Genomic DNA, 13,877 nt, shown 5'->3' with positions numbered 1-13,877 from the left:
TTTCTGACTCGTCCCGGCTGTGTAAATGCGGAGATCCGACCGGATGAATGATCAGGCCAATAGCGTTGACGAACGCTATGCATCGACACCTGCAACCCTCACAAGCTGGAGCCGCCAGGACACCACCTGGATGCTTGGCCTGTTCGGCACGGCGATTGGCGCCGGCACTTTGTTTCTGCCTATCAACGCTGGCCTGGGCGGCTTCTGGCCGTTGCTGATCCTGGCGCTGCTGGCGTTTCCGATGACGTTCTTTGCCCACCGTGGCCTGACCCGCTTCGTACTCTCCGGTCGTGATGGCTCCGACATCACCGATGTGGTGGAAGAACACTTCGGCATCAAGGCCGGTGCAGTGATCACGTTGCTGTACTTCTTTGCGATCTTCCCGATCCTGCTGATCTACAGCGTGGCGTTGACCAACACGGTCAGCAGCTTCATGGAGCACCAGCTGCACATCATGCCGCCGCCTCGGGCAATCCTGGCGTTTGTGCTGATCCTCGGCCTGCTGGCCGTGGTGCGTTGCGGCGAGCAGGTGATCGTCAAGGCCATGAGCCTGATGGTGTATCCGTTCATCGTCGCCTTGCTGTTCCTGGCGGTATACCTGGTCCCGCACTGGAACGGCGGCATCCTCAGCACCGCCAGCGTGGTGCCGGAACCATCGGCCTTGCTCAGTACCCTATGGCTGGCGATTCCGGTGATGGTTTTCTCGTTCAACCACTCGCCGATCATCTCGGCCTTTGCGGTTGATCAGAAGCGTCAGTACGGCGCCCATGCCGATGAGCGCAGCTCGCAGATCCTGTCCCGCGCGCACCTGCTGATGGTAGCGATGGTGCTGTTCTTTGTGTTCAGCTGCGTGCTGACCCTGTCGCCGGCGCAGTTGGCCGAGGCGAAAGCGCAGAACCTGTCGATCCTGTCGTACCTGGCCAACCACTTCGACAACCCCACCATCGCGTTCGCCGCGCCATTGATTGCATTCGTGGCGATTGCCAAATCGTTCCTGGGCCACTACATCGGCGCCAGTGAAGGCCTCAAGGGCCTGGTGGTCAAGACGGGGCGCCGTCCGGCACCGAAGACCCTGGACCGCATGACCGCCGCCTTCATGCTGGTGGTGTGCTGGATCGTCGCCACGCTCAACCCGAGCATCCTGCGCATGATCGAGACATTGGGTGGGCCGGTGATTGCTTCGATCCTGTTCCTGATGCCGATGTACGCGATCCGCAAAGTACCGGCCATGGCCAAGTACCGCGGGCAGGCGTCCAACGTGTTTGTCACGGCTGTTGGCCTGGTAGCGATTACGGCGCTGATCTACTCGCTGTTGTCCTGATAGCCGGCTGCACCTGAAGAGGCCGATTCGCGCACACCGCGAATCGGCCTTTTTTGTGGCTGCGCAAAACCTGCACCCGGATCAACCCAGCGCCGGGTAATGAAGGCTAAGCTTGTCGGCTTATTGGTTTCTGATTTGGAGACCCCCAAGGTTGGCTCGATTGAATACTCAAACCCCTCCCGCTGTTGCTGCGTCTTCCAGGCGCATCCAGGACATCCTCGCCGGGCTCTCCATCGCCGGTTTATTGCTGCCGGAGGCAGTGGCCTATTCGAGCATTGCCGCGCTCCCGCCCCAGGCGGGTGTGATTGCCTTGTTTGCCGGGCTGTTGTGCTACGGCCTGTTGGGCACCAGCCGCTTTGCGATTGTGTCGGCTACGTCGTCTTCGGCGGCGGTACTGGCCGCAGCGACCGCCAGCCTTGCCGGTGATGACCCGGCGTTGCGGCTTTCCCTGGCGTTTGGGCTGGTGTTGGTCACGGGTGGATTTTTCTTGCTGGCCGGGTTGCTCAAGCTGGGTGGCGTCACTTCGTTTATTGCCAAGCCGGTGTTGCGCGGTTTCGCGTTCGGCCTGGCGCTGACCATTATCCTCAAGCAACTGGCAGCTGTGGTGGGCGTACACCTGAGCGACAACAACCTGATCCGCTTCCTGCCGCAATTAATCGAGCAGTGGCCAAGCTGGAACTGGCCGGCGGCGCTGGTCGCGGCCGTGGCCTTGTGCGTGTTGTGGCTGTGCGCGCGGATTCCGCGCCTGCCGGGCGGGTTGCTGGTGGTCGTGCTGGGAATTGCCGGCGGGCAACTCCTGGACCTACAGGCCCACGGTGTGGGGTTGATTGGCATGATCGACCTGCGCCTGGAACTGGGGCGCTTGCCGGTGCTGCCGTTCGCCGATTGGTTGCGCCTGGGGGAGTTGGCGTTTGCGTTGGTCATGATCCTTTATGCGGAGTCCTACGGCTCTATCAGCTCGTTCGCCCTTAAACATGGCGACCGCGTGTCATCCAATCGTGATTTGTTGGCGCTGGGGGCGGCCAACCTGGTGTCCGGGTTGTTTCATGGGATGCCCGTCGGCGCCGGGTATTCGGCAACCTCGGCGAATGAAGCCGCCGGTGCGGGTTCACGGCTGGCCGGCATCGTCGCGGCGCTGGTGGTGTTGGTGATTGTGTTGACGGTGCTGCCCTACGTCGCCCTGACACCGGAGCCGGTGCTCGCAGCGATTGTCATCTATGCACTGGGGCATGGCTTGAGCGTGCAACCGCTGGGGCGCTATTTCATCTGGCGGCGTGATCGCCTGCTGGTGATCTGCGCGGTCGCGGCGGTGCTGGTGCTCGGCGTGCTGGATGGCTTGTTGCTGGCGGTGGCGATCAGTGTCGTGTTGATGCTGCGCCAGATGTCCTCCGCTGACATCCAGGTGCTTGGTCGCCTGGGCGATAGCCACGACTTTGTTGACCGTCAGCATCATGCCGACGCACGGGAGGTGCCGAGTGTGCTGATCGTGCGTCCCAGCGAGGCGCTGTTTTTCGCGAATACCGAACGCATCCTGGGCGCGGCCTTGCGCCTGATGCGCCAATCGCCAGTGGAAGCCGTGGTGTTGAGCCTGGAGGAATCGCCGAACCTGGATGGCACCAGCATTGAAGCGCTGGCCGCGTTTTTTGCGCAGGTGCGCGGGGAGGGTAAGCGCCTGGTGCTCGCGCGGGTACGGCACGACGCCCTTGAGGTGTTGCAGGCACTGCCTGAGGCAATGGCGCCGCAGGTGCTGCTCAGCGATTTGAGTGTGGATGGCGCGGTGCAACTGGCCAAATCCCGGGCATAAAAAAAACGCCGCGTATCTTGCGATACGCGGCGCCTTCTACGTCAACACACCTTAGGCTTGAATCACCGGGATGTTGGCGCTTGCTGCGATTTTGCGGAACTCGGCGATCTGGTCGAAGTTCAGGTAGCGGTAAACGTCACTGGCCATGGTGTCCAGTTTCGCTGCGTAACCCATGTACTCTTCGACGGTCGGCAGGCGACCCAGGGTGGAGGCAACTGCCGCCAGCTCAGCCGACGCCAGGTAGACGTTCGCGCCATCACCCAGACGGTTCGGGAAGTTACGGGTCGAAGTCGACACAACAGTCGAGTTCGGCTCTACACGTGCCTGGTTACCCATGCACAGCGAGCAGCCCGGCATTTCCATGCGCGCGCCAGCTTTGCCGTAGATGCCGTAGTAGCCTTCTTCGGTCAGTTGGTGTGCGTCCATCTTGGTCGGCGGCGACAGCCACAGACGGGTTGGCAGCTGGCCCTTGACCTGTTCCAGCAGTTTACCGGCAGCGCGGAAGTGACCGATGTTGGTCATGCACGAACCGATGAACACTTCGTCGATCTTCTCACCGGCAACGCTCGACAGCAGACGGGCATCGTCCGGGTCGTTCGGTGCGCAGAGGATCGGCTCGTTGATTTCCGACAGGTCGATCTCGATGATTTCGGCGTATTCCGCGTCGGCATCGGCTTCCATCAGCTCAGGGTTCTTGACCCAGGCTTCCATCGCTTGGGCGCGACGTTCCAGGGTACGTGCATCGCCGTAGCCTTCGCCGATCATCCAGCGCAGCAGGGTGATGTTGGAGTTCAGGTACTCGGTGACGGACTCTTTCGACAGCTTGATGGTGCAACCGGCAGCCGAACGTTCAGCCGAGGCGTCGGACAGCTCGAAAGCCTGTTCCAGCGTCAGGTCGTTCAGGCCTTCGATCTCCAGGATGCGGCCGGAGAAGGCGTTTTTCTTGCCTTTCTTCTCTACAGTCAGCAGACCCGATTGGATCGCGTAGTAAGGAATGGCATGAACCAGGTCACGCAGTGTGATGCCAGGTTTCATTTTGCCTTTGAAGCGCACCAGGATCGATTCCGGCATATCCAGTGGCATTACGCCAGTGGCTGCGGCAAACGCGACCAAGCCAGAACCGGCCGGGAACGAGATGCCCATCGGGAAACGGGTGTGGGAGTCACCACCAGTACCGACGGTGTCCGGCAGCAGCATGCGGTTCAGCCAGCTGTGGATGATGCCGTCGCCTGGACGCAGCGATACGCCGCCACGGGTCATGATGAAGTCAGGCAGGGTGTGGTGGGTGGTCACGTCGATCGGCTTTGGATAGGCCGCGGTGTGGCAGAAGGACTGCATTACCAGATCGGTCGAGAAGCCCAGGCACGCCAGGTCTTTCAGTTCGTCACGGGTCATCGGACCGGTGGTGTCCTGGGAACCCACGGTGGTCATCTTCGGTTCGCAGTAGGTGCCAGGGCGAACGCCTTTGCCTGCTGGCAGGCCGCACGCCTTGCCGACCATTTTCTGGGCCAGGGTGAAACCCTTGCCGGTGTCGACAGGTGCTTCAGGCAGCTTGAACAGGTCGGTTGGGCCCAGGCCCAGCTCGGCACGTGCCTTGTCGGTCAGGCCACGGCCGATGATCAGCGGGATACGGCCGCCGGCGCGGACTTCGTCCAACAGCACCGGGGTCTTCATTTCGAAGGTGGTGATGACTTCGTCGGTGCCGTGTTTGCAGACTTTGCCAGCATGTGGGTACAGGTCGATCACGTCGCCCATGTTCATGTTGGAAACGTCGAACTCGATAGGCAGTGCGCCAGCATCTTCCATGGTGTTGTAGAAGATTGGAGCGATCTTGCTGCCGAAGCAGAAGCCGCCGGCGCGCTTGTTCGGCACGTAAGGTACGTCGTCGCCGAAGAACCACAGTACGGAGTTGGTCGCCGACTTGCGGGACGAGCCGGTGCCGACCACGTCACCGACGTAGGCGATCGGGAAGCCTTGGCCGCGCATCTCTTCGATCTGCTTCATCGGGCCGGTTTTGCCTTGCTCGTCCGGCACGATGCCTTCACGGGCCATTTTCAGCATGGCCAGGGCGTGCAGCGGGATGTCCGGGCGGGACCAGGCATCTGGAGCAGGGGACAGGTCGTCGGTGTTGGTTTCGCCAGTGACCTTGAATACGCGCAGGCTGATCTTGTCGGCCAGGGTAGGGCGGTTGCGGAACCATTCGCCGTCAGCCCAGGACTGGATCACGCTCTTGGCGTGCTCGTTGCCGTTCTTGGCTTTTTCGGCGACGTCGTGGAACGCATCGAACATCAGCAGGGTGTGCTTGAGTTGGGCGGCTGCGACAGCTGCCAGCTCGGCATCGTCCAGCAGCTCGACCAGGGTCACGATGTTGTAGCCGCCTTGCATGGTGCCAAGCAGTTCAACAGCGCGCTTCTTGTCGATCAGGGGGGAAGTGACTTCGCCCTTGGCCAGGGCAGACAGGAAACCGGCCTTGACGTAGGCAGCTTCGTCAACACCTGGTGGAATGCGGTTGGTGATCAGGTCAACGAGGAATTCTTCTTCGCCAGCCGGAGGATTTTTCAGCAGCTCAACCAGGCCTGCAGTTTGTTCGGCGTTAAGCGGCTGGGGAACAATACCCAGGGCTGCACGCTCTTCGATATGTTTGCGGTAGGCTTCAAGCACAGTTATTACCCTCATCAGTGGTCCCACGGGACGCTCATCCAGAAATGAACGGCACGCATGCGCTCGGGGGCTTTTTGGGCCGCAAAGCCAGCGCTGCCGGCATTCCTCACAGAAGCTGCTTTCAAAGTTTTACGCCTGCAGAACGGAGCTGATGAGGGTTGGCGCTGGTGACTGACCTACCGGGTCAAACACCATCGCCAACACCGTTCTGAAGGAACGACTGTGCTCGTGACGCTTTGAAAACAGCTTCCAGCGGATTGTTGGCGCCTTACAAGGCCGGATGATTCTACGGCAAAAAAAAACTAAAGGTAAGTTGCCTCGCCAAGTTTGCAGGGTGATAGAGGTTAGACAAAGGGCTAACATGGCGCATTGTTTCGCTGATTTGTGTGTCGTTGCCCATGTCCAACCAAGCCATCAAAACCCCCTGCGTAGGCCTGTGCTCCACGGTCTACGGCGATCTCGTGTGCCGTGGCTGCAAGCGCTTCCACCACGAAGTGATCCAGTGGAATGGCTATAACGAAGAAGAAAAGCGTGCGGTTTGGCTGCGCCTGGAGCAACTGCTGGTGCAGGTGATGGGCGGCAAGGTCGAGGTTTTCGACCCCAAGACCCTGCGCGTTCAACTGGAACAGCGCAAGATTCGCTTCGTACCGCACCAGTCGGAGTATTGCTGGGCGTACCAGTTGATTGCCCGGGGCGCACGGGTAATCTCCAATCTGGAGGCCTATGGCATGGTGCTGTTGCCGGAATTTCGCGACTGGGCCTTGCCGGATTTGCGCGATGCGATCGACCGGGAGTTTTTTATCCTGTCCGAAGCGCATTACCACCGCTATATCGCACCGGGGTTTCTGCGGGATGTGTTTGCTGACTGACAACACCCGACCCAATGTAAATGGGCTTGTGTGGGAGCGGGCTCCCACAGTTTGATCCTCGTCGCCCTCAGGACTTAGCCGCCAGCTCTTCCAGGTGATCCATAAGGCTCGCAGGCTTGAGCACCAGCACATCACTTTCCAGCTTGTCGAGCACGACCTCCGCCGTATTGCCGATTAACGCGCCGGAAATGCCGGTACGCGCCACCGTGCCGATGATGGTGACGACCGCATGGTACTTGTGCGCCGCAAAGGGAATCAGCACGTCGGCAGGGCCTTCCTCGATGTGCAGCCTTGGGTTGTCGATATCAAACTCGGCTTGGAATGCCCGGCACTGTTCGCGGTAGCGCGCCTCAATCGTTTCTTTGAGCTGGAACGTCGGGTCCGCCGCCGATAGCATCGGCGAAGGGTGGGCGCTGATCACATGCAGTTGGGCCTTGGCCAGGCTGGCGATGTCGAAGCCATGACCGACTATCTCGGCGTGCAGTTCACGGTGTTCGGCGTCGGTATTACCCACATCGATTGCCGCCAGGATCACACCTTCAGCCCACGGCGTAGACGTCTTGACCAACAACACCGCCGTCGGGCAATAACGCAACAGTTTCCAATCCGCCGGGGTCAGCAGAGCCTTTTTCAATGGGCTGTCGGGAAAGTGCTGCTTGATCACCAGTCCACAGCCTTCGGCCTGCTGCACATCAATAATGGTTGCATGCAGGCTCTCGTTCCACGCCTGCTCGGTGGTCACGCTGTAGCCATCCTCCTGCAAGCCCGCCTTGAGCAGGCTCAGCAGCGCCGAATGCTCATGTTTCCTGTCGCACACCAGCAAATGCAAGTGCGCACCGGTGACCCCGGCGATCAACTTGGCGCGTTTGAGGGCCAGGCTTTCCGAATGTTCGGGCTCGATGAGCACCAGGATGCTGCGGATGGCTTGCATGGTCGGTAACTCCGGGAAGTGGTGGGCATGAGACAACTATAGTTGCTGCCCGGCGCACGTCATGTTGATGCACATCAAGGCCGGTGGCTGGTGGTCTGCGGCGTGGTCGGTATAATCGGCGCCCTTTTGTGATCCTTTGCCCGTGAGCCCGATGAACCTGCCCGAAATCCACGAATTCCTCGGTTGCCGCACCCCCGACGCCTGGGTCCAGGCCGCGCTGGCCGATCAGGAAACCCTGCTGATCGACCACAAGAACTGCGAATTCAAAGCCGCCAGCACCGCCCTGAGCCTGATGGCCAAGTATCACGGCCATGTCGACCTGATCAATATGATGTCGCGCCTGGCCCGCGAAGAGTTGGTGCACCACGAACAGGTCATGCGCCTGATGAAAAAGCGCAAGATCGAGCTGCGCCAGCTGCATGCCGGTCGCTACGCCTCGGCGTTGCGCAAAGTGGTGCGCAGTCATGAGCCGGTCAAACTGGTGGATACGCTGGTGGTCGGCGCCTTTATCGAAGCCCGCAGTTGCGAGCGTTTCGAAGCGCTGGTGCCGCATTTGGATGAAGAACTCGGCAAGTTCTACTTCGGCCTGCTGAAAAGCGAGGCGCGGCACTTCCAGGGCTATCTGAAATTGGCCTACCAATACGGCGACGCCAAGGACATCGCCCAAGTCATCGAGCGGGTGAGGGCGGCCGAGCAGGAACTGATCGAGTCACCCGACGTCGAGTTCCGCTTTCACAGCGGCGTGCCGGCCTGAGGCCACGACCACTCCGATCAACGCGGTGATCCCGGTCAGCAGCAGGATCACCGTTTGCGTACCCAGCGGCGCCGCCAGCAGTGCAACCGCCAACCCGGCCAGGGGTTGCGGCAGGTTGTTGAGCAAGGTAATCACCCCCACGGTTTTGCCAAAGTCCTGCACTGGAATCACCTTTTGCCGCACGCTGCGCATGTACACGCTGTACATCTTGTCGAAGCCGATCACCAGCAGGAACCCCAGCGAGTAAGCCCACAGATTGGGGCTGATCGCGGTGATCAGCGCGCCGGCGGCAATCAGTGCGTATGACAGGCCACCGAGGATTTTCAGCGACAGGGTGGCGCGCGCCAGGTAGAACAGAATCGCGATGGTCACCCCTGCGCCTGCGGCTTGCAGTACCGCATAGGCGTCCTTGTCGGCGGCGTAGAGCCCGGTGACCATTGCGGCCGACGTGGCCAGCGTGACCCCGATGATCAGGTTGACCCCCACCGTCAGCGCAATCAGGCGTTTGAGCCCGGCAAGCTGGCGGATATGCCCGAATGCAATCCGCAGTGGTTGCAGCCAAATATCACGATGCTGTTCAAAGACCGCCAGGTCGACCGAGCTGGAGCGCTGCCACACCCCCATGGCCACGTCCGCCAGCACAAACAACCCGGCAATCCCCAGTACCACCCAATGCCACGCCCACACTTCGAGCATCAGCGCTGCCACCAGCGGCCCGAGCACCAGTCCGCTCTGGTCGGCAATCTGCGAGTAGGAGAGGGTCTTGGCATAACTGTATTGCGCAAAGATATGCGGCATCAGCACTTCGCGGGCCATGATGCCCTGGGTGGTCAGCACCCCGCACACGGCCGAAAGCAACACCAGCCAATAGATGCCGTCGAACATCCCGTACAGCGCCACCGCAACGACGCACGTCAGCGCGCGATAGACCTGGCTGATATGCAGGATGTGCACCGGCGGGTACTTGTCGCACAGCGCCCCGCACAGCGGAAACGCGAGGAAACGCGGCAACGACTCGACAAAAAACGCCAGCCCGGCCCAGGACACGCTCCCTGTGCTCTGAAACACTATCAAGGGCACGATAAACAACAGAATCTGGTCGGCCAGGCGCGACAGGAACAGCGAAACGAAGAACGCCAGGTAATCCTTGCGCATACAACTCCCTGTAGATGGCGTTAAAAATTGCAGGCTATTTGTTAAAAAGTCTTAAAAGCATGAAGCTTCGTCGGCCGCTGCTGGCCAGTTGCTCAAGTTGCCCAGCTTGCCACCTATAATGCCCGCTCTTCAATCTGCGTCGCACACTGAGAACTTATGGAAAACCTGGGGCTGGGCAAGGTCTTGCTCGTTGAAGACGATGAGAAGCTGGCAGGGCTGATCGCGCATTTTTTGTCGCAGCATGGTTTCGAGGTGCGCGTGGTGCACCGGGGCAACGCGGCCTTGGCGGCCTTTCTCGATTTTCGTCCCAAGATCGTTGTTCTCGACCTGATGCTGCCCGGCCAGAGCGGCCTGCACGTGTGCCGCGAAATCCGCAATGTGTCCGACACGCCGATCGTGATCCTCACGGCCAAGGAGGACGACCTGGACCACATCCTCGGCCTGGAATCCGGCGCTGACGACTACGTGATCAAACCGATCAAGCCGCCGGTACTGCTCGCCCGCTTGCGCGCGTTGCAACGTCGCCAGGCGCCAGAGCCCACCGTGCGTGGGGCCCTGAGTTTTGGCCGCTTGGCGATTGACCGTAGCTGCCGGGTGGTGCGCCTGGGAGACGAAACGATCGAACTGACGACCATGGAGTTCGAACTGCTGTGGCTGTTGGCCAGCCACTCCGGCACCATCCTGTCCCGCGATGACATCCTCAACCGCATGCGCGGCATCGCGTTCGACGGCCTCAATCGCAGCGTCGACGTTTACATCAGCAAGCTGCGCGGCAAACTCAACGATAACCCTCGTGAACCGGTGTGCATCAAGACCATCTGGGGCAAGGGCTACCTGTTCAATCCGTTTGCCTGGGAGGTATGAATGCTACGGCTTTATCTACGCCTTTACCTGATCCTTGCTCTGGGCCTGGCGGGGGCGATCTGGCTGGTCAACTACACCTTCGACGAGTGGCTGCCGGAAGCCAACGAAACTTACAACCGCGAGGCGTTGCGTGGACCGGCCTACGCCCTGGTCGAGCAGTTGCGGCCGTTGACGAGCGAAGCGCGGGCTGCCCGCCTCGCCGAGCTGCAACCCCATTACGGGTTGCATCTGAAACTGCTGTCGCGTGATTCCCTGAGGCTGAACGAGCGTGAGCAGCAACTGCTGGCGGACGGGCTGCTGGTCGTGCGTGGGCACTTTATGGAGTTCCTCGCCCGTATCGATGACGGCCCGCAATTGCTGGAAATCAAGCTGCCGGAAGAGCCCAAGTGGCTTTACCTGTGGGCTTATGTGCTCCTCGGCCTGTGCCTGGCCGTCGTGCTGTATTTCTGGGTGCGTCCCCATTGGCGTGATCTGGAGCATATCCGCCTGGCCGCACAGCGTTTTGGCGACAATCACCTGGCCTCGCGCATCCTGCTGCCACGCCGCTCTACCGTGCGCGAACTGGCCGGGCACTTCAACCAGATGGCTGAACGCATCGAGAACCTGATCGCCAACCAGCGTGAACTGACCAACGCGGTTTCCCATGAATTGCGTACGCCGATTGCGCGCTTGTCGTTTGAACTCGATCAACTCAAGCAGCAGGTCGACCCGCGTCTGCGTAGCGAACTGATCGCCGACATGTACGCCGACCTCGGTGAGCTGGAGGAAATGGTCTCCGAGTTGCTGACCTACGCCAGCCTGGAGCGCGGCGCGACCCAGGTCACCCGGGAAAATATCGAGGCTCACAGCTGGCTCGACAGCGTGATCGGCAGCGTGGCCCTGGAGGCCGAGGCGGCAGGGGTCCGACTGACGTTGCGCAGTTGTGAGGTGGACACCATCCAGATCGAACCGCGCTTTATGGCGCGGGCGGTGATCAACTTGCTGCGCAATGCCATTCGTTATGCCGAGCGGCGTGTGGAGGTTTCGTTGGTTAAGTTTGGCAGCGGCTACGAAGTGCGGGTGTGTGACGACGGCCCCGGCGTGCCCGAGGATGGCCGGGCGAAAATCTTCCAGCCGTTTATGCGCCTGGATGCCAGCCGTGACCGCCGCACCGGCGGCTTCGGCCTGGGCCTGGCGCTGGTGCAGCGGGTGTCGCAGTGGCATGGCGGGCAGGTAGAAGTGCTGGATTCTCAGTGGGGCGGGGCGTCGTTTCGGATGACGTGGGCCTATGCCGAATGATCAGGCCCCGCGCTGAGCTCTGCGCTTCACACTGGTTGGATCAGAAGGTGTATTCCAGCGCACCTATGAGCGAGCTTTGCAGGCGCCGCTCGACGATAGGGCTTTTGCCCGCGTCCCCCGACAGGTACTGCATGTCCAGCAGTGTGCTGAATGTGGTGTGCTCGCTGACCGGCAAACTCCACGTCAGGTTCAGACCACGGCTGAATAGCCCGCCTTTGGCGTCATATGCCTGAAAACGGCTGCGCGCGGCTTGGTCGGGCGTCACGCCATACCATGTGCGCAGGTAATTGGCGTCGCCAAAGCGGCTGTTGAGGCTGGCGTCGAGGCTGCCGTAGTCGCCGTCGTACAGCTTGGTGCCGATGCTCAACTCCAGCGAGGTGAAGGCTTTGGCGCTGTCTTTGTGGTCGTCGTCCTTGAGCGCATGTTCCAGGGTTGCCCCCACAATCGCTGCGCCGAGGTTATAGCTGGCGCTTACGCCCAGTTGCGGGCGTGATTTGATTTCACCCATGCCTTTGAGGCGGTCCGAGCCCAGGCGGCCGGTTTTGTTTTTATCTTTGCGTGAGGCACTGGCGCCGATATAGGCGCTGAAACTCAAGGCGTTGCCTTCGTAGCCCCAGCCCAGCCCTTTGTCGGTATCAAGGAAAATCCCCGATGGGCTGACGATGGCGCCGCCCAGCAGCGGCGTGGTCGTACGCTCGTCGCTGCCGCTGTAGCGCGGCAGGTTGGCCACGCCGGCTTTCAATCGATAGTCCCAGTCGTCGGCCAAAACCTGATGGGCACCGGCCAACAGACACAGGGTGGAGATGGATAAACAGAGGTTTTTTGATCGCATCGTGCGAAGCATGTAGAGCACCCGATTGGAGGTTTGGAAGCTCGAATGCTAGGTCTGAGGGAGGGCGGGGGTCTTTGACAGCTTTGTCGGAAAACTGTCAAAGACTGTTAAGCGCGCAACACATTGTGGGCCGTGATGCTTGCTACTGATCCATCGCGCTCAAGATGCCATGGGCCGCCGTCACTCTGTCGGCAATCGGGTAGTTCTTGTTGGCCAGGATCACCACGCCTATATCCTTGCCAGGCACATACGCCACGTACGCTCCAAAGCCGCCGGTAGAGCCGGTTTTGTTGAACATGACGTTGCCCGGTTGTGTCTGCGCCGGTTGCAGCCAATGGGCTTTATTGGGTTGCAGCGCGATAAGCGTGGAGTTGCCGTCAAGCAATGCCTGCAACTTCACCGGGTAGGGGTAGTATTCCCAGCCCAGGCCTTGGGTCATGCCGTTGACGGTGTAGTAGCCGGTGTGTGTCGTGGCAATTGCCTGTTGCAGCGGCGCGCTCAGGGTTTGTGGGTGCATGTTCGCGATGACAAAACGCGCCATGTCCTGGGTGCTGGACTTGACGCCGTAGGCCTCGCCGTCCAGTGCGCCGGGGCCGACCCGTACCGGGTTTTGCTGCTTGTCATAACCTTGGGCGTATTGGTCTGCCTTGTCGGCGGGCACAGTGATGTAGGTGTGCTTGAGCCCCAACTGCGGCAGCAGGGTTTTCTCCATCGCCACATTGAAGGGTTGCCCCAGGCTTTGCGCGCTCAGGTAGCCGAACAGGCCGATGCTAGGGTTTGAGTAGAGGCGTTGCACACCGGGGGCGTAGGTAGGTTTCCAGTGTTGGAAATAGCCGAGCATGGTCTTGGCGCTGTCGGCGGCTTCCGGAAATTGCAGGGGCAAACCACCCGCCGAGTAGGTCGCCAGTTGCAACAGGCTGATGCGGTCGAAGGCGCTGCCTTTCAGGGCTGGCAGGTGCTGGCTGGCCTTGTCTGTCAGCTTGAGTGCGCCGGTGGCCTGGGCATAACCGCCCAGCGTGGCGGTGAAGGTTTTGCTGACGGAGCCAAGTTCGAACAGGGTGTCTTCGGTGACGGGGCGCTGGGTGGTCTTGGACATTACGCCGTAGTTAAAGTATTGCACCTGGCCATTTTTGATCGTGGCTACCGCCAGGCCGGCGATCCCGTGTTGCTGCATCAACGGCGCAACGGTGCTGTCCACAACCTGGCGCAGGTCGGTGGCGGCCATGCAGGTTCCAGATCCAACAATTGCGGCTGAAATAAGGAAATTTCTTACGTGATGGTTCATGCTGACTTGCTTCCATATCAAGGGCGCACTGCCAACCGAGGCCTGCGCAGGCGGATAAATCTAGGTAGATTTGCGCGCGTCGACAAACGATCATATCTCGCACCAGCCATTAGAATAACTAGG

General features: G+C 60.6%; 11 protein-coding genes. 6 read left to right on the top strand and 5 right to left on the bottom strand.

Translation table 11 applies throughout. The annotated features are described in order from the left end of the window. The first annotated feature begins 43 nt into the window (after positions 1-43). Both IB241_RS23115 and IB241_RS23110 read left to right on the top strand, forming a co-directional pair. Positions 44-1,321, top strand: coding sequence for a serine/threonine transporter (locus tag IB241_RS23115; protein WP_192300517.1), 1,278 nt, complete (start codon positions 44-46; stop codon positions 1,319-1,321). Between the two features lie 160 nt (positions 1,322-1,481). Continuing rightward, positions 1,482-3,125 carry a SulP family inorganic anion transporter gene (locus IB241_RS23110; protein ID WP_192300516.1) on the top strand — a complete coding sequence of 548 codons (1,644 nt, stop codon included), beginning with the start codon at positions 1,482-1,484 and terminating at the stop codon, positions 3,123-3,125. Between the two features lie 51 nt (positions 3,126-3,176). On the opposite strand, the gene acnB is transcribed toward IB241_RS23110, so the two are convergent. Beyond that, entirely contained in the window at positions 3,177-5,786 is a 2,610-nt protein-coding gene (acnB, locus tag IB241_RS23105; RefSeq protein ID WP_192300543.1) for a bifunctional aconitate hydratase 2/2-methylisocitrate dehydratase, read from the bottom strand. A 398-nt stretch (positions 5,787-6,184) separates the two neighbouring features. Between acnB and IB241_RS23100 the strand changes: the two genes are divergently transcribed. Beyond that, positions 6,185-6,655: a DUF1289 domain-containing protein gene (locus IB241_RS23100; RefSeq protein WP_192300515.1), complete on the top strand. Its 471-nt coding sequence runs from the start codon at positions 6,185-6,187 to the stop codon at positions 6,653-6,655. A 67-nt stretch (positions 6,656-6,722) separates the two neighbouring features. Here IB241_RS23100 and IB241_RS23095 read toward each other — a convergent pair whose 3' ends face one another. Next, entirely contained in the window at positions 6,723-7,586 is an 864-nt protein-coding gene (locus IB241_RS23095; protein WP_192300514.1) for a universal stress protein, read from the bottom strand. A gap of 151 nt (positions 7,587-7,737) precedes the next feature. On the opposite strand from IB241_RS23095, the gene IB241_RS23090 reads away from it, so the two are divergent. After that, positions 7,738-8,340 carry a tRNA-(ms[2]io[6]A)-hydroxylase gene (locus tag IB241_RS23090; protein WP_192300513.1) on the top strand — a complete coding sequence of 201 codons (603 nt, stop codon included), beginning with the start codon at positions 7,738-7,740 and terminating at the stop codon, positions 8,338-8,340. Here the strand turns inward: IB241_RS23090 and IB241_RS23085 are convergent. Beyond that, positions 8,296-9,495 (bottom strand): MFS transporter, encoded by a 1,200-nt coding sequence (locus IB241_RS23085; protein WP_192300512.1) that lies wholly within the window; start codon positions 9,493-9,495, stop codon positions 8,296-8,298. The genes IB241_RS23090 and IB241_RS23085 overlap by 45 nt on opposite strands. A 156-nt stretch (positions 9,496-9,651) precedes the next feature. Here IB241_RS23085 and IB241_RS23080 point away from each other — a divergent pair, with 156 nt between their 5' ends. After that, on the top strand, positions 9,652-10,359 hold the full coding sequence (locus IB241_RS23080) for a winged helix-turn-helix domain-containing protein (RefSeq protein ID WP_192300511.1): 708 nt from the start codon (positions 9,652-9,654) through the stop codon (positions 10,357-10,359). Further along, the gene (locus tag IB241_RS23075) at positions 10,360-11,637 is read left to right on the top strand and encodes an ATP-binding protein (protein WP_192300510.1); all 1,278 of its coding nucleotides are present in this window, start codon (positions 10,360-10,362) and stop codon (positions 11,635-11,637) included. A 40-nt stretch (positions 11,638-11,677) separates the two neighbouring features. On the opposite strand, the gene IB241_RS23070 is transcribed toward IB241_RS23075, so the two are convergent. Together IB241_RS23070 and ampC are read right to left on the bottom strand one after the other, a co-directional pair. After that, positions 11,678-12,481, bottom strand: coding sequence for a MipA/OmpV family protein (locus IB241_RS23070; RefSeq protein WP_225595669.1), 804 nt, complete (start codon positions 12,479-12,481; stop codon positions 11,678-11,680). 130 nt (positions 12,482-12,611) lie between these two features. After that, positions 12,612-13,754 (bottom strand): class C beta-lactamase, encoded by a 1,143-nt coding sequence (gene ampC / locus IB241_RS23065; protein WP_192300509.1) that lies wholly within the window; start codon positions 13,752-13,754, stop codon positions 12,612-12,614. Positions 13,755-13,877 lie beyond the last annotated feature (123 nt).

It is taken from the genome of Pseudomonas sp. PDM05 (assembly GCF_014851685.1).
Classification (GTDB): Bacteria; Pseudomonadota; Gammaproteobacteria; order Pseudomonadales; family Pseudomonadaceae; genus Aquipseudomonas.
The sequence above is the reverse complement of the archived record's forward strand: the minus strand, read 5'-3'. Positions and strand labels throughout refer to the sequence as shown.

Bases quoted from the DNA above. Each gene is read 5' to 3' on its own strand.
- IB241_RS23115 (WP_192300517.1), top strand. From the start codon at position 44: ATGAATGATCAGGCCAATAGCGTTGACGAACGCTATGCATCGACACCT.
- IB241_RS23100 (WP_192300515.1), top strand. From the start codon at position 6,185: ATGTCCAACCAAGCCATCAAAACCCCCTGCGTAGGCCTGTGCTCCACG.
- IB241_RS23095 (WP_192300514.1), bottom strand. From the start codon at position 7,586: ATGCAAGCCATCCGCAGCATCCTGGTGCTCATCGAGCCCGAACATTCG.
- IB241_RS23090 (WP_192300513.1), top strand. From the start codon at position 7,738: ATGAACCTGCCCGAAATCCACGAATTCCTCGGTTGCCGCACCCCCGAC.
- IB241_RS23085 (WP_192300512.1), bottom strand. From the start codon at position 9,495: ATGCGCAAGGATTACCTGGCGTTCTTCGTTTCGCTGTTCCTGTCGCGC.
- IB241_RS23080 (WP_192300511.1), top strand. From the start codon at position 9,652: ATGGAAAACCTGGGGCTGGGCAAGGTCTTGCTCGTTGAAGACGATGAG.
- IB241_RS23075 (WP_192300510.1), top strand. From the start codon at position 10,360: ATGCTACGGCTTTATCTACGCCTTTACCTGATCCTTGCTCTGGGCCTG.
- IB241_RS23070 (WP_225595669.1), bottom strand. From the start codon at position 12,481: ATGCTTCGCACGATGCGATCAAAAAACCTCTGTTTATCCATCTCCACC.
- ampC (WP_192300509.1), bottom strand. From the start codon at position 13,754: ATGAACCATCACGTAAGAAATTTCCTTATTTCAGCCGCAATTGTTGGA.